General features: G+C 43.8%; 16 protein-coding genes and 1 riboswitch. Of the genes, 10 read left to right on the forward strand and 6 right to left on the reverse strand.

The features are described 5' to 3' along the window. Positions 1-22: 22 nt before the first annotated feature. Complete coding sequence (locus AC1DPK_RS11505; protein ID WP_477510395.1) at positions 23-958, reverse strand: helix-turn-helix transcriptional regulator; 936 nt, start codon at positions 956-958, stop codon at positions 23-25. A gap of 1,133 nt (positions 959-2,091) precedes the next feature. On the opposite strand from AC1DPK_RS11505, the gene AC1DPK_RS11510 reads away from it, so the two are divergent. Both AC1DPK_RS11510 and AC1DPK_RS11515 read left to right on the forward strand, forming a co-directional pair. Next, complete coding sequence (locus tag AC1DPK_RS11510) at positions 2,092-9,336, forward strand: 5'-nucleotidase C-terminal domain-containing protein (protein WP_477510396.1); 7,245 nt, start codon at positions 2,092-2,094, stop codon at positions 9,334-9,336. A 170-nt stretch (positions 9,337-9,506) separates the two neighbouring features. Then, positions 9,507-10,463, forward strand: a complete 957-nt coding sequence (locus AC1DPK_RS11515) for a sugar-binding transcriptional regulator (RefSeq protein WP_477510397.1) — start codon at positions 9,507-9,509, stop codon at positions 10,461-10,463. A gap of 77 nt (positions 10,464-10,540) precedes the next feature. Here AC1DPK_RS11515 and AC1DPK_RS11520 read toward each other — a convergent pair whose 3' ends face one another. Continuing rightward, positions 10,541-11,386 (reverse strand): bifunctional 5,10-methylenetetrahydrofolate dehydrogenase/5,10-methenyltetrahydrofolate cyclohydrolase, encoded by an 846-nt coding sequence (locus tag AC1DPK_RS11520; RefSeq protein ID WP_477510398.1) that lies wholly within the window; start codon positions 11,384-11,386, stop codon positions 10,541-10,543. 65 nt (positions 11,387-11,451) lie between these two features. After that, positions 11,452-11,530, reverse strand: a riboswitch (ZMP/ZTP riboswitch). Between the two features lie 181 nt (positions 11,531-11,711). Here AC1DPK_RS11520 and AC1DPK_RS11525 point away from each other — a divergent pair. The 4 genes from AC1DPK_RS11525 (at position 11,712) to AC1DPK_RS11540 (ending at position 16,651) form a co-directional block, all read left to right on the forward strand. After that, positions 11,712-13,436 (forward strand): ABC transporter ATP-binding protein, encoded by a 1,725-nt coding sequence (locus tag AC1DPK_RS11525; protein ID WP_477510399.1) that lies wholly within the window; start codon positions 11,712-11,714, stop codon positions 13,434-13,436. Positions 13,437-13,439: 3 nt separating this feature from the next. After that, positions 13,440-15,179 (forward strand): ABC transporter ATP-binding protein, encoded by a 1,740-nt coding sequence (locus AC1DPK_RS11530; protein ID WP_477510400.1) that lies wholly within the window; start codon positions 13,440-13,442, stop codon positions 15,177-15,179. Positions 15,180-15,251: 72 nt separating this feature from the next. Continuing rightward, on the forward strand, positions 15,252-15,530 hold the full coding sequence (locus AC1DPK_RS11535) for a hypothetical protein (protein WP_076267180.1): 279 nt from the start codon (positions 15,252-15,254) through the stop codon (positions 15,528-15,530). 254 nt (positions 15,531-15,784) lie between these two features. Continuing rightward, positions 15,785-16,651 carry a YitT family protein gene (locus AC1DPK_RS11540; protein ID WP_339204879.1) on the forward strand — a complete coding sequence of 289 codons (867 nt, stop codon included), beginning with the start codon at positions 15,785-15,787 and terminating at the stop codon, positions 16,649-16,651. A gap of 58 nt (positions 16,652-16,709) precedes the next feature. Here the strand turns inward: AC1DPK_RS11540 and AC1DPK_RS11545 are convergent, their stop codons facing one another. The 3 genes from AC1DPK_RS11545 to AC1DPK_RS11555 all read right to left on the reverse strand — a co-directional run bounded on the left by AC1DPK_RS11545 (position 16,710) and on the right by AC1DPK_RS11555 (position 19,711). Then, entirely contained in the window at positions 16,710-17,912 is a 1,203-nt protein-coding gene (locus AC1DPK_RS11545) for an SLC45 family MFS transporter (protein WP_477510401.1), read from the reverse strand. Positions 17,913-17,917: 5 nt separating this feature from the next. Next, a complete protein-coding gene (locus AC1DPK_RS11550; protein WP_477510422.1) occupies positions 17,918-18,655 on the reverse strand; it encodes a glycerophosphodiester phosphodiesterase in 738 nt (245 codons plus the stop codon). A 111-nt stretch (positions 18,656-18,766) separates the two neighbouring features. After that, positions 18,767-19,711, reverse strand: coding sequence for a hypothetical protein (locus tag AC1DPK_RS11555; protein WP_477510402.1), 945 nt, complete (start codon positions 19,709-19,711; stop codon positions 18,767-18,769). A 184-nt stretch (positions 19,712-19,895) separates the two neighbouring features. Here AC1DPK_RS11555 and AC1DPK_RS11560 point away from each other — a divergent pair, with 184 nt between their 5' ends. Beyond that, entirely contained in the window at positions 19,896-20,249 is a 354-nt protein-coding gene (locus AC1DPK_RS11560; protein ID WP_441882687.1) for a metal-sensitive transcriptional regulator, read from the forward strand. A 23-nt stretch (positions 20,250-20,272) separates the two neighbouring features. Continuing rightward, positions 20,273-20,473 carry a copper ion binding protein gene (locus AC1DPK_RS11565; RefSeq protein WP_054023077.1) on the forward strand — a complete coding sequence of 67 codons (201 nt, stop codon included), beginning with the start codon at positions 20,273-20,275 and terminating at the stop codon, positions 20,471-20,473. Positions 20,474-20,559: 86 nt separating this feature from the next. On the opposite strand, the gene AC1DPK_RS11570 is transcribed toward AC1DPK_RS11565, so the two are convergent. Continuing rightward, entirely contained in the window at positions 20,560-21,057 is a 498-nt protein-coding gene (locus AC1DPK_RS11570) for a DinB family protein (RefSeq protein ID WP_477510403.1), read from the reverse strand. A gap of 189 nt (positions 21,058-21,246) precedes the next feature. On the opposite strand from AC1DPK_RS11570, the gene AC1DPK_RS11575 reads away from it, so the two are divergent. Both AC1DPK_RS11575 and AC1DPK_RS11580 read left to right on the forward strand, forming a co-directional pair. After that, entirely contained in the window at positions 21,247-22,221 is a 975-nt protein-coding gene (locus AC1DPK_RS11575) for a hypothetical protein (RefSeq protein WP_477510404.1), read from the forward strand. A 614-nt stretch (positions 22,222-22,835) separates the two neighbouring features. Continuing rightward, positions 22,836-24,257: an ABC transporter substrate-binding protein gene (locus AC1DPK_RS11580; RefSeq protein ID WP_477510405.1), complete on the forward strand. Its 1,422-nt coding sequence runs from the start codon at positions 22,836-22,838 to the stop codon at positions 24,255-24,257. Positions 24,258-24,370 lie beyond the last annotated feature (113 nt).

The following is a 24,370-nucleotide window of genomic DNA, read 5'->3' on the forward strand; positions in this document are numbered from 1 at the left end:
TGTCATCGTTTCGTTCTTTTTTTTAGCTGTAAAGCCGCCATATTTTTTTCGCTCTATCTCGGATAATATCCCTCACATATTTCGGCTCCATTATTTCCACGGCGTCCCCGTAGCTCAAAATCATGCCATATACCCATTCATCCTCAGGATAGACGATTTCAACAACCATTGTACCGTCATTCTCACAGCGAATGATTCCTTCTTGAAAAGAATCTTCGACTCTCACTTTAACGCTAGGTTGAAAACGCATCACCAAATGCACCGTCTTCGTATTCATTTTCCATTCGGCTTCAATGGCTGCAGCGTCATAAACGGCGATTTCTCGGTCAAAGATTTCGGATATGGCAGCTAGTTTTCGCATTCTCGATAGTCGATAAAGCTTTGTTATATTTTTGTCTCTGCAATAGCCGTACAAATACCAATGGAACCCTTTATGAACGACGGAAGCCGGCTCCACGACAGCTTTAGCTGAGCAGCCTTGGGAGTTGGTGTAATCAAAGGTTACGACCATTTTCTTCTGAATGGCCTGTCGAAGGAGAGTTGTTTTTTTCTTCTCCTCCTCATTGCAGCCCCATGAGGATAAATCAATAATCCATTGTTCCAGTGCTTTATCCGTATAATGAATATCGCTTTTTTTCAATAGGGCTCGCATCTTCTCCAGCGTGCGGGCAACATCAAGATCATCCGAATGGCTTTGCAGCCCTTTTAGTCCTGTCATTACGGAAACGAGCTCATCTTTAGTGAGAACCTGATGGCTTAAGCGGTAGCCCTCCATAATTTCAAAACCTCCGAGCAGCCCCGGGAATGAAAGGATGGGGATGCCTGCCATATTAATGGCTTCCATATCCCTCTGAATCGTTCGGTTTGAGACTTCAAACTTTTGGGACAAAACCGAAGCGCTTGTTCTGCCGTGATTCAATAAATAAATGATAACAGCGAGCAATCGTTCTATTTTCAAAGTAATCACCTGTGGATGTGGATTTATTGTAGAGAGTAGTGCTTGTCGGGTTTGGGGCGGCTGGCTTTGACGAAAATAGAAGCAACGAGCAGAGACTGAATTCTAACGAACCCAGAAGCATCGAGCATAAACTGAATGCTAATGAACCCAGAAACAACGAGCAGCTACTGAATGCTGTTGAACTTAGAAGCAACGAGCATAGTCTTAGTTCTAATGAACCCAGAAGTAACGAGCAGATACTGAATGCTAATGAACTAAGAAGTAACGAGCAGATACTGAATTCTGCCTAGCCTAGAAGCAACGAGCAGTGACTGAATTCTAACGAACCTACATGCTGCTATTTGCAATAATCAGGTCCTAAATAAATTCTAACGAACTCAGATAACGTTATATGTGTAAAATAGAGCTCATTTACATCAATTGAGGTCTAATAAGGCCCTCTAGGTTCGTTAGAACTAGAAAGGTTACATTTTAAAGCAAATAAGGTGTCTGGTGTTCGTTAGATTTCTGTTGCAGTGATCTATAGCTCATCCTTGCATTTCCCGCTTGTTTGATAAGTCCTGTTTTTTGCTTCTCAGTCCTATGAATACCGTATCTTTCGACATATTAATGGGAGTTTCGTAGAAAATTTAGAAGGTCAACACATCTCTAGGCACGATTATGGATTTGAAAATATTGTAACATTAAGCTTGAATATACGGAAAGAACCACTTCGGCATTTATTAAATAGACAAAACGACCCATTAAAGTTACATGTTAAGTTATGTATATGGTACTTCAAACACAATTTTAGTCTATTTAAAACAAATCCTTCTACCAATTGACAGGAAAAATGTTCCGTTGTATACTCTCCATAAAGTCTTGTGTTAGTTTACATCACATTTAAGAGTAGATGGTTCATAAACTTTGGGCCCGAAGTTAAATTCCCCTTCCTTCATCAATGCAAATAGTCTGTTCACGGATGTTATGCATGTTTTTGGAGTAAGGGGATTTTTTATTGCCATCTATGAACAAATGTGCATGTTTACGAGAACTTAATTTCATTTTGATGTTGTGATTACACTTTGTAGCTAATCTAATTGTTGGGTAAACTATTTTATTCATTACTGGTTGTGGAGAGGGGAAAATGTAGGATGCACAAATTGGTCATACGAATACAAAGAAAAGCTTGCATGCTGTTAGCGGCTCTTCTTTTGGTTGGAGGCACGCTCGGCAGCTTAGGTGCGCCGGTTCAGGCGTCGCCTGCAGGAGATAATATCGTTATTTCACAAGTGTATGGCGGTGGGGGAAACAGCGGAGCAACACTGAGAAATGATTTTATCGAATTGTATAATCCTACGAATAAAGACGTTGTTTTGACAGGTTGGAGCGTTCGATACGCAAGTAAAGAAGGTGCCTTCACAGTTGGAAATACAACAAATTTAACAGGGACTATTAAATCAAAAGGCTACTTTCTCATTCAACAAGCGAGTAACGCTGCCGTGGGAGCAAGCCTTCCAACACCTGATGTTGTAGGGACATTGGCAATGAGCGTCTCTGATGGGAAGGTAGAACTGTTAAACAAAACATCAGATAAGATTGACTTTATTGGTTACGGAGCAGCGAACGAATCTGAAAAGCAGCCAACAGCAGCTTTATCCAGCTCAAAAGCTGCCATTCGTAAAGCAGATACAGGAGCAGCAAGTGACAGCCGCGGGAAGGATACAGATAATAACTCCGCGGACTTTGACATTCTGACACCCGACCCGCGCAACTCCACGTACGGCGTTGTCGCTGTTGATGTTGAAGCAGTAACGCCAGACGTAAACGAAGGAGCTGTACTTCCGGGTACAATCATTAAGCTCTCGACGCCAACAGTTGGCGCTAGTGTTTACTATAGTGTATACGGTGCAGGAGAAACGCAAGTTGCTCCAGAGGACTTTACGTTGTATCAGCCGAATGTAACAGAAATCAAAATTAATGCGCCTACAACGGTTCATACTTATGCCAAAAAAGAAGGTTTTCCAAATAGTGCTTTGCGTGAATATTCTTATACGATTTCTACACTAGTGACTATCGCACAAGCACGTGCGGCTGCACTTGGTACAAGCGTAACGCTTAGTGGTGTTGTAACACACCGAGCGGATTCAGGCGCTTTTGTAAATCTTTTTGTACAGGATCAAAACGGAGGCATTATTGTTAGAGTTCCAAGCAGCGTCTCGGCACAGCCGGGGGACGTCATTGAGGCTTTCGGCAAGCTGACTGAATTTTCGGGGTTGCTTCAATTGGAGGCATCTGCTGAAAATGCAAAAGTAACGGGTTCTGCTCCTGTTCCAGATCAGATCGTTGTTGATTCTTCGAGCTTTGGCAAAACGACTGAAAATCGCAACAAATTCGAAGCACGTTTGGTTCAAGTCAAAAATATTAAAGTTGAAAGTGTTGCCAGCGGCGTTGTTACAGCTACGGATGCTGTGAATGGCGGCAAAGTTATTATTTATTCTTCCGATGCTTCGTTCGTGGCAGGTAAGACCTTCGAGCAGGTTACTGGCGTTATGACGTTCCATTCCAGTGTAGGATTGGAATTATTGCCGCGTAATACACTCGACATTGTTGAGAAACGGTTGGCTGTTCAAGCGAGCATTCCGTCAGGCGGCATTAACGCAGGAGGAGCTGTATCGCTAAGCTCACTAGTTCCGGGCGGTGTGATTCGTTACACGACAGACGGAACTGTTCCGACAGCTACTACAGGAACGCTTTATACGAAAGCTATTGTCGTAAATGCGGATATGGTCATTAAAGCGGTTGTGACAGCTGGTGGAGTGACAAGCGATGTATCGACATTTTCGTATAAAGTATTAGAAAATACCAATGGTATTGCCATTCATACAATTCAAGGTGAGACGCATAAATCGATCTATACCAATGTAAAGGTTTCGAATGTTACTGGTATTATTACTTCGGTCAGCGCGAATTCCTTCTACATGCAGGCACCTGATGAGGATCAGGATGAGAATCCGAATACGTCCGAGGCTATTCAGGTGTACAAGCCTGCACATGGTCTAGCTGTTAAGGATGAGGTATCAGTCACAGGTACTGTAGAGGAATTTGGAAACAGTCCATCTTTGACTGTAACGCAAATTAATGCAGCAACAATTACTAAAGTATCGAGCGATAACCAGCTTCCTAAAGCTACATTGGTAGGAACAGGCGGTCGAATCATTCCTAACCTGATCGATACCGACAGCTTTAGCAAGTTCAACCCAGAGAACGATGCAATTGATTTCTTCGAGAGTTTGGAGAGCATGCTCGTTGAAGTGAAAAATCCAACGATTACTGGACCTTACGCGAATGCGGTAACTCCAATTACGTTTGATAATGGTGCTAACAATCCAGTGAAAACCGCTGTAGGCGGAATTGTATTGCAAGGAAATGGTTTGTCTGCTATTGATAGCAGCTTGAACCCGCAGAAGCTGTATGTAGGCGGATCAAAGCCAGCTGGTGCAGAAATTAAAACTGGCGATGCTTTTAACGGCAATATCGTTGGCGTAATTCAATACGCTGGTGATCTGTATAAACTGTTGCCTACACAAGCTTTGCCAACTATCGTACGCAGTACAAACGTCCAGAAGGTAACGAGTATTGTACCGAACCCGGACAAGCTGACGATTGCTACATTTAATGTGGAAAACTTCAGCGCAGATCAAACAGCTAAAGCTGCAAAAATTGCTTCAATTATTGTAACGAATATGAAGCAGCCAGACATTATCGGTTTAATGGAAGTACAAGACAACGATGGCGAAAAGGATACGGAAAATACGGATGCTGCCCAAAGCTTCAAAACGCTGATTGATGCGATTAAAGCAAAAGGCGGACCTACGTATTCTTATACAGACATCGCTCCTGAGAGAAATAAAGATGGCGGCGCTCCTGGCGGTAATATCCGTGTAGGCTTCTTATATCAAGCCGACCGTGTAACACTTGCTCAAGGAACGAAAGGCGATTACAAATCAACAATTAAAGTAAACGGAATTGGCGGCTTAACGCAAAATCCTGGCCGTATTGGCTCTGATGACGCTTCAACATTTGCTTCATCTCGTAAACCGCTTGTAGCAGAATTTATGTTCCAAGGAAAACGAGTTGTTGCGATTGCGAACCATCTGAATTCAAAAGGTGGAGACGGCAAGCCTTGGGGTGATGTTCAGCCGGTTGTTCGCAGCAGCGAAGTGCAGCGCGCGAAGCAAGCGGAAGCTGTTAACAGCTTCGTGAAGGATTTGACAACGAAAGACCCTGAAGCAAGTGTAGTCGTGCTAGGCGACTTTAACGATTTCCAATTCTCTGGCACATTGAACAAAATTAAAGGCAATGAATTGACAAACCTTGTAGATACGCTGCCGGTTTCAGAACGTTACTCGTATATCTATGACGGTAACTCTCAAACGCTTGATCACATTCTCGTTGATAAAGCAAATGGGACAAAAGCAGAAATCGACGTAGTACATGTCAATGCTGATTTCTCTACAGAACAGGGCAGAGTGAGCGATCATGATCCGCTTCTTGCGCAGCTGGATCTGTCAGCTAAGAAAAAATCAGAATTTGCAATGACGGTATTGCATACAAATGATACGCATGCGAATTTGGATTTAGATACGACGAGCGTACCGAACAACATCCTACGCCGTGTAACGGCGATTAAGGAAGCAAAAGCAAGCTCGAAGAATCCGATTCTGGTCGATGCTGGAGATGTGTTCTCAGGCTCGCTGTATTTCAACAAATACTTGGGACAAGCGGACCTTGCATTTATGAATTTAGTTCAATATGATGTTATGACCTTCGGTAATCATGAATTTGACAAAAATTCGAATGTACTTGCTGATTTTATTAAAAATGCATCGTTTCCTTTCGTTTCGTCTAATGTGAATTTTTCGAAAGATGTTGTTTTGAACGAATTGTTCAAAAACGAAATAGGCAATGGAACCGTTGGTGCAACCATATATCCGGCACTTATTAAAGATATAAATGGTGCGAAAGTCGGAATCATTGGTCTTACCACAGAAGATACGGCTAATATCGCTTCACCGGGCGATGTAACTTTCGAAAATGCAGTAGAGAAAGCCAAAGAGACAGTTGCTATGCTTCAAGGAAAAGGCATTAACAAAATCATTGTTTTATCTCACATTGGTTATGAGGCAGATGTGGAGCTTGCTAAAGCGGTGCAAGGTATCGATATCATTGTCGGAGGACACAGTCATACGAAATTAGATGCAGCAGTTGTCGACAATTCGGATCCGAGCGCACCAAAGCTTATCGTTCAAACAGGTGAAAAAGGCCAGTTCCTTGGCAAGCTTGAAGTGAGCTTTAACGATGAAGGTATTCTAACCAAATGGCATGATCAACTGATATCCATCGATGCGATGACGGGTAAGGAGTTTAACATTGCTGAGGATGCCGACGCTAAACAAATTTTAGAATCGAAATACAAGCCTGGCGTTCTTGAGATGTCAAAAACGGTAGTAGGGAATACGGATGTTATTTTGAATGGCCTTCGTGCTGATGTGCGCTCAAAAGAAACAAACCTTGGAAATTTAATCGCTGACGGTATGCTGGCAGCAGCGAAAGCGGCAGGAACAAATGCGGTCATTGCGCTGCAAAATGGCGGTGGCATACGTGAAACGATTAGCGAAGGGCCGATCACTCAGGGGGAAGTATTAACTGTTCTTCCATTCAATAACGATTTGGTTACGATCACATTAACGGGACAAGAAATCAAGGATGCAATGGAAAACGGTGTGTCTACGATTACAACGACTAAGGACGGTCGCTTCCCGCATATCGCTGGAATGCGTTTTGACTATGACTCGACTAAACCAGTGAACGAGCGTGTAGTGCGCATTCAAGTGAAAAACGGAGATAGCTACGTTCCGATTGATTTGAAAGCAAAATATGAAGTTGCAACAAATGCTTTTACGGCCAAAGGCGGAGATTTCTATGCTTCACTTGAGAAGGCCTATAAAGAAGGACGCGTAAACTTATTGTATTTGCCGGACTATGAAGTATTTACGAGCTACATTCAGAAGCTTGGAACTATTACGGCGGCAACTTCAGCTGTTGAAGGGCGGATTGTTGATCTAAAAGGCGAGCCTCTTCCAGGTGAGAACGATCCATTCAAGCTAACGATTATGCATGTGAACGACACGCATGCTCACCTTGATTCGATTGCAAAACGTTTTACRGCGATTAAAGAAATTCGTGCAGAAGTAAAAGACTCTATTTTGCTTGATGCAGGTGATGTGTTCTCAGGAACGCTGTTCTTCAACAAATATCTTGGTCAAGCGGACTTGGAGTTTATGAATAAGATCGGTTATGACGCGATGGTATTCGGAAACCACGAATTCGATAAAGGTCCATCCGTACTTGCTGATTTTATCAAAAAAGCGGAGTTCCCGTTTGTAAGCTCAAATATCGACTTCAGCAAGGAACCTGCAATGAACGGACTTGTGTCTGAGCAGGCAATCGGTAAACCAGCTGCGAAAGGTAAAATTTATGACGCGATCATATTGGATGAAGGCGGGCAAAAGATCGGCGTATTCGGCTTAACAACGGAGGACACAAAATTCCTTGCTTCGCCAGGAGATAATATTGTGTTCGAGGATTATATTAAGAAAGCTGAAGAAACGGTCAAAATGCTCCAAAAAGAAGGCATCAATAAGATTGTGGCATTGACGCATCTAGGAAATGAATTTGATAAGGTATTGGCTGAGAAGGTTACAGGCATTGACGTTATCGTCGGTGGACATAGCCACACGAAGGTTGACGCACCGCTTGTATATCATGCTGCGGGAGAACCAACTCTCGTTGTACAGGCAGAAGAGTATGGCAATTATTTGGGCCGTTTGGACCTCGAGTTCAATAACAAAGGGGTATTGACCGCATGGAATGGCAAGCTGCTTACAGTTAGCGGTTATGCAGCAGACCCGGAAGCTGTTGAAATGCTGAAGCCATACAGTGCGGGTGTTGAGAGTATTCAGAAACAAGTGATCGGCAAAACAAATGTGTTCCTAGATGGTGAACGTGCTTCTGCACGAGCAAAGGAAACCAATCTCGGAAACCTAATGACAGACGGAATGGTCTCCAAAGTAAAAAGCTTTGTAAACAGCAATGAGGCATTAAAGGAATTAGATGTAAAAGGTTATGTAGGTATTCAGAATGGCGGCGGCATTCGCGCTTCGATTAAGAAGACAGCTGAAGGTAAAGTAGATGGAGACATCATGATGGGTGAGTTGCTAACGGTGATGCCTTTCGGAAACAACCTTACAGCGCTTCGTATGACGGGCCAAGAAATTATTGCTGCGCTTGAGAACGGTGTGAGTGGAATCGAAACAGGACAAGGCCGCTTCCCGCAAGTATCAGGAATGCGCTTCTACTACGATTCTAGTAAGAAACCAGAAATTTTGGATGCAGACGGAATTCTTAAGCAGGCTGGCGAACGCATTACGAAGGTTGAAATCAAAAACGCAGACGGCAGCTACAGTGCAATTGATTTGAATGCTTATTATTTTGTAGCAACAAACTCATTTATGGCTAATGGCGGCGATTTCTATCGTTCGATGAAGCAAGCCAAAGATGCTGGACGCCAGCACGAAATGAATATTGTTGACTACGAGGTATTCTTGGAGTATATCAATCAATTAGGTACGATTAATGCAACGACAGAAGGACGTATTGTTGATGTGAATGTTGTAGTTCCAACACCTACTCCAACACCAACAACACCGCCGGTGACAACACCGACGCCGACACCAACGCCAACACCGACGACACCGCCGGTGACGACACCAACACCGACGCCAACCATCACATTTAGTGATGTACGCGGCCACTGGGCTGCAGATGCTATATCGAAGGCAGTGGAAATTGGGTTTGTTAATGGGTATGGAGACGGTACGTTCCACCCTGGAGACACAGCAACAAGAGCACAATTTATTACAATGGTTGGCAGAGCGCTGAAGCTTGAATCGTCGACAAGCAAGCTGGACTTTGCAGATGCGGGTCAAGTTCCTGCATGGGCACGCTCCTTCTTTGCACAGCTTATCGAGGATAAGGTCATTGCGGGCTACGAGGATAATACGCTTCGACCATCAAGTGAATTAACAAGAACGGAAATGACCGTAATTCTTGTTCGCGCACTAGGCATTAAAGTTGATCCGAAGGCGAAGCCGACGTTTGCTGATTTGAGTGACATTCCTGTATGGGCTCGTCCTTATATCGCTGCGGCACAAGCCGAAGGACTAGTAGCAGGCATGGGCGGCAATAAATTTGCACCTAAGAAAAATGCAACAAGAGCAGATGTGGTTACACTGATTTTGTCCGCACTAGAGTATGAAGGAAGAAACGGAATTTAATTAAGCAAAAGCGTCCCATTCCACTTGTTATGAGTGGGGGGGACGTTTTTTTTAGTAAGATTTGTTGTTTTCATACAAAGAAGGCGACACTTCATTTGAAACCTATGTTAAATTAGAGGGAGTAGATACCGTTTGCATTTCTAGACATAAATAGAAAGAGTGAAACTTGGATGGCTGATGATCGACTGGATGATAAGCTTAGCAAAATGATTGATGTAGCAAGGCTGTATTATGAACTGGATTATAATCAGGAAGAAATCGCTCAGAAGCTGGGGGTATCGCGCCCTACGATATCAAGATTTTTACAGCAGGCGAAGGATGAGGGGTATGTTCAAATAAAAATCGTACACCCGAACGAAAACAATTTTGTTCTGGCGAATCGATTGGAAGCGAAGTTTGGGCTGAAAAAAGCGGTTATCGTTTCTGTGCCTCAGTATGAGGACAGCATCGTAAAAAAGTATATTGGCGAAGCGGCAGCGAACTATTTATACGATACGGTAAAAGATGGCGATATCATTGCGACAACGTGGGGAACGACGCTCTTTCAAATGGCTTCTCAGCTTAAGGATAAGCCGGTTCGCGACGTAAAGGTCGTGCAGCTCAACGGCGGGGTTAGCCATTCGGAAACCAATACATACGCTTATGAAATTGTTCATTTATTCGGCAAGGCTTTCCATACGATACCTTACTTTATTCCGCTGCCGGCGCTTGTTGACCATGAGGTTGTGAAGCGGACGATTGAATCGGATCGCCATATCCGCAATATTTTGGAGCTAGGGAAGCTTTCTAATATTGCCGTTGTAACCGTAGGAGCACCTACGGATGATTCTGTATTAATTAGAGCCAATTATTTCACAGATTCAGATCTGGAAATTATTCGCGAGAAAGCAGCTGGCGATATATGCTCACGCTATATCGATATTACAGGCAATATTTGTTCAACACTCATGAACCAGCGCACGATTGGAATCAGTCTCGATGAACTGAAACGCAAGGACCAGTCGATACTTGTGGCAGGCGGAGCGAAGAAGGTAGATGGCATTTATGGCGCGCTGCGCGGCGGCTACACGAATGTACTCATTACCGATCAGTTTACAGCGAGGTATTTATTAGAACGGGATGTGTAGACATCCCATAGAACAAACGAGGGGATCTTAGCTGCAAAGCGGCAAATAAGATCCCCTCGTTTTTCTTCCTATATCTCTTATTGAAGTGCAAATCGCTCAGCGGAGTCAACCGTATGCTTCAGAAGCGTGGCGATCGTAACAGGACCTACGCCTGCAGGCACAGGGGTGATCGCACTTGCTTTTGCTAGGCATGCCTCGTAGTCAACGTCCCCAATATTCCCTTTGTTGTACCCTGCATCAAGTACTACAGCGCCATCGCGAATCCATTCGCCTTGAATAAAGCTTGGTTTGCCGACTGCAGCAACGACGATATCGGCAAGACGCAATAGCTCCGCTAAATTTTCTGTTTTGGAATGACAGGTTGTTACGGTTGCATTGCGGTTCAGCAGCATCTGAGAAACGGGTTTGCCTAGAATCGGGCTTCGTCCAACGACGACGGCATGTTTGCCTTCGACCTTGATTTCATAGTAATCAAGAATAGCCATAATAGCAGCAGGGGTACATGACGGATACTKGGCATAACCAAATGCATTTTGAGCAAAACCTAACGCGGTTACACCATCAACATCCTTATGGATACTAATCGCTTCAAAGGCAGCACGCTCATCAATTTGATGCGGTACAGGGTGCTGCAAGAGGATGCCGTGAATAAGCGGGTCTTCATTAAGCTGCAAAATAACGTCAATTAAATCATCCGTTGAAATGTTTTTGTTCAAATGAATACGTTTGGAATCAATGCCAAGCCGCTTGCATGCATTGCCCTTCATTCGAACGTAGGTTTCAGACGCAGGGTCATCGCCCACCAGTATCGTCGCTAAGCATGGAATGATTCCCCGCTTGCTAAGAATCTCAACTCTTTCTTTCAGCTGCTCTTTAATCGCATCGGCCACAATGGCTCCATCCAAAATCAGTTTCTCGGTCATCTTCTACCTCAGCCCCTTATAAATAAATGTTAAAAAAACATAAAAAGGCAAGGGGTATGTCCCCTTACCTTTGCCCAGGCGTACGGCTAATGATCTGTGCGCTTCCTCATGGTTGCCCATGTTCCGCCAGTTACGCACAGCTTTTAAATGGTATTTTGATTTTAACAGGTGGAAAGTTCAAAAGCGAGTCATTAACATTATTTTATGATTATTTAGGTGTAGAAACGAGAGGATGGATGCTATAATTACTTTATCAAGAGGGAGCGGGTCGCGCTGCCCTCTTTATTGCAGTTTGCGCAAAATGATGGGAGATTGAGGTGGTAAGTTGTTAAAGCTCACTAGATTTTTGAGGAAATATTGGCTGAGCGCTGTGCTGGCACCGCTGTTTATGCTGCTAGAGGTGGTCATGGATTTGCTGCAGCCGCGATTCATGGCGAGCATTGTGAATGAGGGCATTATAGCAGGTGATCTCACAGCAATCGCGAGCACCGCGCCCAAAATGCTGATCGCCGCATTGATCGGACTAATCGCAGGTGTCGGCTGCACGGTGTTCTCGACGATAGCATCGCAAAACTTTGGGGCTGATCTGAGGCAGGAGCTGTTTCAAAAAATACAGTCGCTGTCGCTTCGATCGCTTGACCGTTTTGGTTCAGGCTCCATCGTGACGAGACTGACGGGTGATGTCACACAAATTCAGAACTTAGTATTGCTGCTGCTCCGCGTATTTGCACGCAGTTCATTCATTATTATCGGCAGTCTGATCATGGCTTTTGTCATCAGCCCGCGCCTGTCTATTATTTTGCTCGCAATGATACCCTTATTAGCTCTCTTCCTCATCATTACAACTCGGATTACCGTCCCTTTGTTTTCAATGATGCAGCATCGGCTTGATCAAGTGAATACCGTTATGCAAGAAAATTTGTCCGGTATCCGCGTTGTGAAAGCATTTGTTCGGTCCGATTACGAGGAAGAACGTTTTAATGAAACAAACTCAAATCTACTGCATGCCAGTCTAAAAGCAGCTAAGATCGTTGCGCTTAATACGCCGCTTGTGTCGATCATTCTTAATTTTAGTATTGTAGCTGCATTATGGTATGGGGGAATGCTCTCTGAGCACGGGGCGCTGTCAGTGGGAAGTCTCGCCGCCTTTTTAACTTATATTACACAGCTTCTCTTTTCTACTCTAGGACTAGGAAATCAATTGATTGCAATCTCTCGGGCCAAGGCTTCTGCTGATCGCATCAATGAGATACTGGAGGTTCCGGCAGATAAATGGACAGCTGAACGAAAAGCTAACGAGCAGTCCAAAAAAATTCAAGCTGGCAGAATAACTTTTGACCATGTGAGCTTCGGCTATGAAGGCTCGGAGAAAAACATACTTCACGACATAGATCTGAATATAGAGCCGGGCGAGACGATTGGGATCGTAGGGATAAACGGCTCAGGAAAATCAACGCTGGTCAGCCTCATTCCAAGGTTTTATGAAGCGACAGAGGGAATGATCCGCATTGATTCCTATCCGATTAACGAGATCGCTTCTGCAGAGCTGCATGGCCAAATCGGAATGGTGCTCCAGCAGGCGCATCTGTTCAGTGGAACCATTCGTGACAATATCAGCTATGGCAAGCCGGATGCGAGTCAGGATGAAATAGAGGCAGCAGCCAAGGCAGCTGAGGCTCATGCATTCATTATGAAGCTGGAGAATGGCTATGATACGCTGCTTGGCCAGCGCGGGGTCAATCTGTCCGGCGGCCAAAAGCAGCGGTTGTCCATTGCTAGGACGTTGCTGCTGAAACCCAAAATTGTGATCCTTGATGATTGTACAAGCGCGGTTGATTTGAGAACGGATTTACTCATACGCAAATCGTTGCAAGAGATTATGAAGAGCAGCACTTGTCTTATCATTGGTCAGCGAATTGCATCCGTACAGCAGGCAAATCGGATTATCGTGCTTGAGAATGGTCGAATTACAGCCATTGGCACGCATCAGGAGCTTCTTGAACAAAGCAAGCTATACCAGAAAATGGCCTTTTCCCAGCAAGGAGCTTGATAGATGAATCATACGCTAACGACATTAAGAAGAATCGGCACTTATTTACTTCATGGGCGGGCTAGACTGCTAGCGGTTATTGCACTCACGATAGCTGCAGCAGGACTTACGCTTGCAGGTCCTTATTTTCTTGGCAAGGCTTTGGATGATTATATTATTGCGAAACAATATAACGGTTTGCTCCAAATCTGCCTGCTTATGCTCGGCATCTATGCGGCTGGCAGCTTAGTTAGTTGGCTTCAGGCCATTTACTTAGCTGAAGTATCGCAGCGAACTGTGTGGAGCCTTCGCAAGGAACTATTCAATCATTTGCAAAAGCTGCCTATTCCATTTTTCGCGAGTAAAAATCACGGTGAGCTCATGAGCCGCACAACCAATGATATTGATAATGTAACGAATACGCTGAACCAAAGCCTGATACAAATTATATCAAGCGTCATTATGCTTGTGGGTTCGTTCGCGATGATGCTTTTCTTAAATGTGTGGCTCACACTCGTTACACTCGTCATCATCCCGCTCATCGTTTTCGTTACGAAGCGAATAGCAAAGATTACACAGCGGCAGTTCAAAGGGCAGCAGCAGGTACTTGGCGGACTGAACGGTTTTATAGAGGAAACGGTATCCGGCCAGAAGGTTGTGGCTCTGTTTCATCAAGAGGAGCGAATGGCCGAGCAATTCAGCGCCGCTAATGCCAAGCTGAAGAAGGTAGGAACTAAAGCTCAAATTTATTCGGGTACGATGGGCCCGTTCATGAACATGTTTGGTCATATCAGCTATTTAATCATTGCAGGAGTCGGCGGCTGGCTGGCAATTCATGACCATGCAACAGTGGGCGTCATCATAAGCTTCCTCGGTTACTCGAAGCAATTCTCAGGCCCTTTGAATGAGGTCGCCAATCAATACAATATGATTCAGTCGGGGGTAGCAGGCGCGGAGCGGGTGTTTGAGATGATGGATATTCCATCAGAATATGAAGAACCCGAGTCCGTGAAAGAGCTGGAATCGATTGGCGGCAAGGTAGAGTTTCGCGATGTGCGGTTTGAATATAACGACGGAACCGCAGCGCTTAATAACATCTCCTTTATTGCTAAGCCGGGAGAAACCGTTGCGCTAGTGGGTCCAACTGGAGCGGGCAAGACTACGATCATTAATCTGATTGGGCGATTCTATGAGATCAAGGACGGTCAAATACTGATTGATGACGAAGACATCTGCACGATAGACAAAAACAGCTTGCGCAAACAGCTAGGAATCGTGCTGCAGGATGCCCATTTGTTCTCGGGTACCATTCGTGAGAATATCCGCTATGGCAAGCTGGATGCTACCGATGAAGAGGTGGAGGAGGCGGCTGCCCAAGCGAATGCGAATAGTTTCATCACGAAGCTTCCGCTAGGCTATGAGACCGAATTGACAGCGGAAGGCGGGAACATAAGCCACGGGCAGCGCCAGCTTATCACGATTGCTCGGGCCATTCTTGGAGATCCTGCGCTGCTTATACTCGATGAAGCAACGAGCAGTGTAGATACGCTGGCTGAGCTCCAAATTCAAGAAGCGATGAAGAAGCTGCTTAGCGGCAGAACGAGCTTCGTTATTGCGCACCGACTCAGTACCATTCGAAATGCGGATACCATTCTATTTATTAAAGATGGTGAAATTGCGGAGCGCGGTACACATGATGAGCTGCTTGCGAAAAAAGGGTTGTATGATCAACTGCATGGCAGTCAATTTTTACAACAAGTATAGACGTACTGTCTCATAAAGGTCATATGAATGTGGTACAATGAGACGAGCGATACAATTAGGAGATGACTAACGATGACAGAACAACTGAACGAGCAAGAACTTTTGCAGTATATAGCAAACGAAACAAACGCGGATGAGAAGCTGATTAAGCTTGTATTAAAGCATGAGCAAGCGTTCATCGGCAGCGCGAAGGAAGATAAAAATGGCGAGGTAGATATTGACGGCGACGAGCTCGTAGATTATGTACTGAGCCGTCCTGATGTAAAGTCCAATGAGCTGGTCGTGGAATCAATCTTGGACGCTGAAATGGATTATTTGATGGACAAAGGCCTTGCAGGTTACGTAGACTAATTTGTGAGCATAAATGTAAGACTATGAAGGACTGCTTCCAAGCGCATGTTGGCTGAAGCAGTTCTTCTTTTGTTGGAAAGTTTACAATATTTTTGTAAACACTAGCTGAAAATAGATGTTTTGCACGGTTATTGCGACGGAATAAGGACAGGATAGTACAGCATATGTTCTAAACGAGGTACATGCGTTTTTGAAAAAAATGCTTTTTTATGCTAAAGTTATAGGATGAAATCGGGAAAACGGAGGATGGGCAGTTGGCAAAAACGCATAAGGGGTTATCATCTTTAGAAATTTTTAAGCGGTTTATTTTTATCTCGATTGGTTCGATTTTAATGGGCGTCGCACTCGAATTGTTTCTCGTTCCGAATAATGTAATCGATGGTGGCATTGCCGGTATATCGATTATGTTGGCGCACCTCACATCGCTTCCACTCGGCGTGTTCTTGTTCGCAGTGAACGTACCGTTCCTAATTCTTGGATACAAACAAATTGGGAAAACGTTTGCGATCTCAACCCTTTATGGCATTATCGTCATGTCGATCACGACATCATTGCTCCATCACGTTGAAGCATTTACAGAAGAAAAGCTGCTTGCTGTTTTGTTCGGTGGTCTTATTCTCGGTGCAGGAGTTGGTCTTGCGATACGTTTCGGCGGCTCGCTGGATGGCGTAGAAATTGTATCGATCCTGATTTCGAAGAAAATGCGTATGCCAGTCGGACAAATTATCATGATATTTAACGTTATTATTTTTGTAATTGCGGGATTTGTGTTTGAATGGGATTCAGCCATGTACTCGATGTTTACATATTATATAGCGATTAAATTAATTGATATCGTTGTGGAAGGTCTCGATGAGTCGAAATCGGTAACGATTATTTCTTCTGAATATGATGAGGTATCGCAAGCGATTATTGACCGTTTAGGTCGTACAACGACATTGATCCAAGCGCGCGGCGGCTATTCAAAGGATGAAACGCAAATGATCTATTGCGTCGTATCCCGACTTGAGCTTGCGAAGCTCAAAGCTATCGTGCAATCCATCGATGAGAATGCCTTTATTGCTATCGAGCATGTATCCGACGTCATGGGCGGCGGATTCAGCAAAGGCAGCATCCACTAAGGTATAACAATAAAATCCGGCTGCGACGTCAGAAGTCGCGCAGCCGGATTTTTTTATATTATAAGCTTGTCGAAATAGATGGATCATTCACAGGCCTAGCGAGACCCTTGTCTTTTACATATAGCAGGAACAAGAGCGCAATAACCATGCCTCCTGATGAGAAATAGAACAGCACGGAATAACCAAGCAGATCAATCAATCCGCCCATGAGCGGCGGTGAAGCGATAGCAGCAAGTGAAGAGATTAAGTAATAGATGCCTGTCCGTGTACCGATGCTTTGCTCTTTGCCGAGCGAAACGATAAACGGATAGGAATTGATATTGATCATCGCCCAGCAGATGCCTCCGACAATAAGCAAGGTACGAAGCGGGAGCAGCGCGTCTGCGAAAGAGATCGCTGCAAAAATTACGATGAGGCCAATAACCCCTAACGTGATAATAAGCTTTTTGCCGAAGCGGTTGCCAAGCAGTCCGCTTGGAATGGCGGCAGCTACAAAAGCGAGTGAGAAGAAGGCGAGCGAGAATGATGATTGGCCTTCGGTCAGCTGTAAGTGCTTTGTGCCGTACAGAGTAAAGAAGGCTTCAACCCCTTGATAGGAAAGAAACCAGAAGAAAATTGCACCAAGTAAAAAGATCGTAGGACGGTTCCATTGTTCTTTGAACGATATTTTTGTTGTCTTCTCAGCAGGCGAGTAAGAGAGCGCATCACGTTTTTCTTTTATATTATTCAAGAGAATGACTAAACAAATGAGCGTTAAAATGGATGCAACTAGAAAAGGGAGTGAGTGATGTTTCTCATATAGAAACGAGCCTCCTGCGAAAGCGATAATGGAGCCGATCCCGCCCATGAAGTTAATAATGCCATTTGCTTTTGTACGCTTGCTGTCATGAGTGATATCGGGCATAAGCGCGACAGTCGGGGAGCGGTACAGGCTCATCGACAGATTCATAAGCACCATAAACAATACGAGCGTGAGCAAGCTTGTGTGCCAAGGGATGAGCGCACCGAACAAGGCTGCAAGTGGCATGCCGATGAGCAAATAGGGCATTCTTCGGCCAAGGCGCGTGTTTGTGCGATCACTGCGGCTTCCAATCCATGGCTGCAAAAAAAGAGCAAAGTAATTATCGATCGTCATCATGAATCCAATCAGCGCCGTACTCGTCAAAAACTTATCGAGAAAAAAGGGGACGAATGCGTTGTAAAGCGCCCATGTAATGCTGATGCTAAAAAAACCGAACCCGAGCAGCCATGTTTTTTTCATACCGCTTATGCCCCTCTCCTTAATAGCACCTCAGCCAATCGATCAGGATAATCCGTAATGATTCCGTCTACACCTGCGTTAAGGAGTCGCTCCATCTCTTCCGCATCGTTAACCGTAAACGGATGGTAGGCAATGCCATGTGCAGCGGCGGTAGCTGTCCATTCTGGCGTTACAGCGTATTTGAAAGGATGCAGTGCATCAGCCTGAAGCGTCGCCGCATATTCCCAAGGACGATAAAGCCCTTCCATATACAGAACGCCGGTACGAATTTCAGGTGCCAGCTGCTTGCAGAGCAAGAGCGAATAATGATTGAAGCTGGATAGAATGATGCGATCAGTCATTCCGAAGGCTCGGACCATGTCAATTACCTTTTGCTCCAAACCTGGATACTGGATGATACCGTTTTTAAGCTCGATATTTAAAATGATATCCGTATGACGGAGAAGCTCAAGAAGCTGCTCTAAAAGTGGGACTCGTTCGGCTTGGAAGGCGGGGTCAAACCAGCTGCCAGCATCGAGTGACATAAGCTCCTCGTATGCTGTATCCTTTACAAGCCTGTTCAAGCCGGTTGTCCGCATTAGTGATTCATCATGAATGATAACGATTTGGTCGTCCTTCGTTAGTTGAACATCAATTTCGATGCCAGTAGCACCTAGCTCAATGGCTTTCTTGAATGCAGCGAGCGTATTTTCGGGACAATAACCGCTTGCTCCGCGATGGGCGAAATTAATAATAGTTTTAATAACGATTCATCCTTTCTGCACAATAGAGTCTATTACTAACTATATAGAAGTAATATTATGGCTGTGTCAAACACGAATAAAAAGTGGGCTCCGGAATGATTCCAATAAGAGTTAAGCGAAGCGGTAATACAGGAGGAGGTAGGTAGCTAGTACGAAAATAAAATTAAGCGGAACAAACACCATTTGCGTGAAGGTCGTGCGATAAACGGAGAGCGGTTTCTTATAGATGCAAGCGCCTTCGATAATAAACAAAAGCAGTACGATGTGAATCATAAAATGACCAATCAGCTCTTTCATGCCAAAAAGCATCGTTGCTGAAATGAAAATAAAGGTTAGCACCACAGACAACATTCGGTTCAAAATACCGATTACGAGTAAATAACCGACGACGAACTCAATAAAACCAGCCATGATGATAAATAGCGAGATATCAAAACCAAACGTGGGTACGTGATGTTTAATAATAATATCTTCTGCCATTGTCGGGTAAATCCATTTTTCTACGGCGACCCAGCAAAGCGATAAGCCTGTTCCCAAATAGAGAAGGGGGAATCCCCATTCGGATAGTTTAGTTCGCTCGAGCAGCAGGGCGCCGATAATGGCCAAATAAAAACCATAATCAAGCATATGAAATATTCCTGCTTCAATGCCTGATTCAATGAATAGAACGAGCATCACAAGCGCACCAATTTTTGTTGCATAATGCCGCGGAATAAGCAGTAATATGATTGCAGTCCACATTAGGATCGTTTGCCAGCCGTCTGTAAGCTTAAATTCCAGTGCGAAGCGTGTTCCGGAAGCTGCTTGAATGAGAAGAGCAGCAGCTGTGCCGTACTTTAGGATGGGTAAGGAATATCGCCGGAGCTTAACGAGCTGACGATCCACTTTTGTAGACAAATTTGAGCTCGATAACTCAGGAAGGAACTTGGTTAGCACAGCGAGCAGAACGGTAATAATCATTGCCAGCTTCATAAAAAAAGGAGAAAGAATGGCGGCAAGCGGTTGTTTCTCCGCGATGATGTCTGTAAACCATTTGACATGTGCATAATAATCCATTAACTGATATTCCTCCGATTCGATGTGGTTTAGGATGAACACGAGGATGATCGTAGCATAATAGAGAAAAGAATAAAAGTGTAATATAAGGAATAAATTTACATTATTAAAAAGAGTATTTACATACCCCTTAGGGGTATGATATGATGAATTTATCAAGTAATACCCCATGGAGGTATGCGAAATGGACAATGAAGCAATAATCGATGGGAGTCATGAGCATTCCCATCCACCGGATGACTGCTGCGACCCAAACGGTCCGCGTAAGAGTCATCACTCCTCACAAATGAAGGACAATTTAACAAAGCGCTTGAACCGAATTGAAGGACAAATTAGGGGCATTAAGGCGATGATAGAGAAGGATACGTATTGTGATGACGTGCTTAATCAGATTGCCGCAGCACAATCCGCTTTGAACAGTGTCGGCAAGCTGCTGCTTGAAGGACATATGCGAAGCTGCGTAATTGAACGTATTCAAGCAGGCGAAAGTGAAGTTATCGATGAATTGCTCATTACCGTTAACAAACTAATGAAATAATAGACGGAGAGGGGATTTTAATGATGGCAAACGCAGTATTGAAGGTAGAGGGCATGACATGCGGTCATTGTGTCAGTTCGGTTGAGAAGGCCGTTGCAAATGTAGGAGCGGTAGGCAAGGTAGATTTGGCAAACAAGAAAGTAACAGTCGATTTCGACGAATCGAAGGTTACGATAGAGGCAGTAAAAGCAGCGATCGAGGATCAAGGATACGACATCGTATAAAATAAAGCAGGTAGGGGCTGAATACAGCCCCTCTTTTTTTTGGTTCTGATTTCGTTTATTATGAAAGCAATAAATATACGTTTATATTAACGAAGTGCTTTTAAATCTTTAATTTGCTCTGTGTGCCGCTGCTCATGCAAATATAGCAGTTCGATCCATTGATCTAAAGGTAAGTTACCAAACCTCGGGTGATTCACTGCTATTTCCTCCACAATAGATTTATCCTCAATCTTACCAAGAACATCCATTAATTTAATTCTTGATTCGCTTAATAATTGAATGATCTGTGATACTTGAAATGGTCCTGAATCAGGTTCTGAAATTTGGGGAGCTTGATACTTCACCGACTTATCCAACACAATTTCAATAGGCTGACGTTCGGTTTTGGTTAAAATCTTTTGCTTAAGCCCGAACATAATGGCCTTTCTAAACAAGTTTTCCGTTTTCAATAAATGATGGCAAACCTGAGCTATACTCCACATTGAAGTTTCAAATGTACGATTGAATTCATCGTCATCTAGGCATGATATTTCATTTAACAATTTCTCTCTAGTTGTAAATAAATACTCATTAAAATCATCCATCTGATCCTCTCCTTAAGCGGATGGTAATATCTACTATAATCATATAACAAGGTACTATGACTTGGTACTATTTATTACAATATTCTAAGCACTGGGATAACGCATACTATCGTCCGTTAGCAGGATTGAGGCTGAGGTCGATGGGCAATAATGGATGAGATTAGATTTTAAAGCATGAGGTGAATGGTTATGAATAAATCGGCTTTGCATGCAAAAAAGTATCGGAAGCGGACAGTAACTGCGGGAATCATAATTCTTAGCTTGCTTGCGGCGGGCTGCGGAAGCCCGGCAGTCAGTGATCATTCCCAGCATGCTGTGAGCAATGTTGCTGTCACTGATGAACATCGTGGTCATACGGCTAATGCACAAGGCGATGAGATGGAACATGATACTTCGGAAAATCATAGCGGCCACAACCGCTTAGAACAAATGTCAGCGGCCGATATTAAGCTGGAATGGCGTTATTCGCCGGTGCGTCCTGGTCCTGGGAAGGAAACAAATATCGAGTTGTTTCTTTATGATCATGCGGGAAAGGCGATTGAAAAATATGAAGTCAATCATGAGAAGCTCATGCACCTCATTCTCGTAAGCGAGGATTTGAAGGACTTCATGCATATTCATCCTGAGTATAAAGGGAAAGGTAAGTTCGAGGTAGCTGCATCCTTCAACAAGAGTGGAAACTATAAGCTGTACGCAGATTTTATTCCGACAGGTTCTCCGCAGATGACGGTTGCGTCCCATCTACAGGTGTCAGGAGCAAAACAAGCTCAGGAGCCGCTGAAGAAGGATAAAAACCTAACAAAAATCGTTGATGGTATTGCTGTCTCCTTGAAGATTTCCTCATTCAAAGCCGATCAAGAGACAGATTTGATATTCACGTTAAGCGATGAAAAAACGAAAGAACCGATTAGTGATTTACAGCCTTACTTAGGGGCTATCGGACATGTTGTTATTTTGAGCGAGGATAGGAGCCGTTACCTGCATGTCCATCCGAAGGATGACAACAGAAGTGGGCCGACCGCTGAATTCTCCACTCGTTTCCCTGAACGGGTTTATATAAAATGTGGGGGCAATTTCAGCGTGGAGGAAAAACATTTATTGTTCCATTTATCATTGAGGCAGAGTGAAAAAATGATCAACATTAAATATTTATATAAATGCTAATCACTCAGAAATGGGTGATTTTTTTTGTGCTTAAACATGAAAAACGAGGCAATCCAGCGGGTGTTAAGCAGATTGTAACTAAAAATGCAAATCAGCATTGAAAAAGTTGAACGAAAATTTTGCTTGAATTGAATTTTAGTACTTGAAAACGTAAAAATACGTGTTAAACTAAATCATGTAACATAATCATTAATCGATTAACATAATGGTTATTTCTCTTGGGGGTGAAGCTTGAGCTGAACAAGTTTACATATGTTTTAATGCATGAATATAGGTTCGCGCTATACGGTTAATAAATTAACTAGAATATAAGCAAACTGGGCTGTTAAGTCAAGAACTGCTTATGTTTGATTCAAAACAGAAGCTGAGCAGTGAGAGCAAGCTGGAATTGTTTAAGCTTTACAATGCTGATAACTAGAGGGAGTCATAGCAGCAAGAGAAACAAAAAATAGAAATCGTTTTTGATGCCTGCAAAAAAATGCTTCTGATTAACAAATGTGTTAAACACTGTTTACTCATCTAAGAACCATAATCAAGCAAGGCATTAATGACTATATCGTTTAAGGGTTAAAATGTAAACGCTTTATTCAAAATTACGGAGGAGGCTTTTTTAAATGAAAAAGTTAACAAGCACTTTCATTTTTATGTTGGCTCTTATTATGCTCGTAACGGCATGCTCCAGTGGTGCAGGTAAAAACTCGGTTAATAATGGAAAAGAGAATAAGCCTGCGAATACGGAAGGCAATAAGGAAGCGTCTACAAATGAGCCGGCCGCTAATAATTCTGAGCCTGATGGCGGGGCTGCCAAGTCCTCCATTGATCCGTCGATTGCAGGTGAAGTAACGTTCTGGACGTTCCTTGACAACAAAGAGAAGGATGCTGCGCTTCAAAAGGCGTTTAATGAAGTTTATCCGAATATCAAGCTGAAAACGATTTTTGTACCGTTCGGAGATTTGCACGATAAGCTGCAAACGACTTTGGCAGCTGGCAAAGGAGCGCCGGATGTTGCGCTTGTTGAGCAAGGCCAGTTTACACGCTATAGCACAGGAAATGTACTGGAGGATTTGCTTCAACCGCAATATGATGCTGGCAAATATCAAAGCCTAGTATCGGAGTATAACTGGAACCGCTGGTCGTCCATTGACGGCAGCAAATTGTTAGGTATGCCGTGGGATGTTACACCTGCTGTAACTTACTACCGTGCAGACATCTTTGAAGAGCTGGGCTTGCCATCTGATCCAGCCGAGCTTGGCGAATACATTCAAGATCCAGACAACTTCTTCACACTAGCTCAAACGTTGAAAGCAAACGGAAAGTATTCCATGGAATGGCGTGATTCACCCGTTCACTGGTTAGGCGATTCACTTGGATACTACGACAGCGAAATGAACTGGGTTCGCAACACGGATGAGTTCGTAAAATTCCTCGATATTTCAAAACAAGTTAACCAATTGAAAATTGCTCCGCATGACGGCATCTACAGTGATAAAGGCAAGCAGCGCRTGAAAAAAGGCGAGTCCCCGATGTACGTAGCGGGAACTTACGGCGCACGTGATCTAGAAATCAACTTCCCGGATCAAAAAGGCAAATGGAAAGCTACAACAATGCCTTTTGGACTTAACGTTGGTATGGGCGGATCGACATTCGTCATTCCTTCACAAAGCAGCAATAAAGATGCAGCATGGGCATTCGTAGAATTTATTACAACGTCCGAAGCAGCTTGGAAACTATGGATTGAACAATCGGTTCAACCGGATTACAAGCATATTACAAGCCAAGAATGGTACCTGTCACATACAAATCCTTACCTCGGCGACCAAGAGGATTACAAGTTCTACAATGAGCTTGCCAGCCTCATTCCAATTAGACGTTTTACTCGTCTTGACGGTTTAGCATGGCCTTTATGGGTTGAAGGTGTATTAGCCGCACTTGATAAAAACGTTGATTCAAAAACAGCCATTCAGCAAACGCAAGAAAACATTGAGAACAAGCTGAAGGCCGAAAAGGAAAAACTGATTAAAGAGCTCGCCCAATAATATTGTTTCTTTTACCAGAAAACCGAATCATCCTTCATTGAAGGATGATTCGGCATGATAACACAACGAAACGTTTTAACATTTATCGCGAAACGATAGCTGCGCCGCCTTAA

The sequence above is a fragment of the Paenibacillus sp. 01T424 genome (assembly GCF_056398745.1).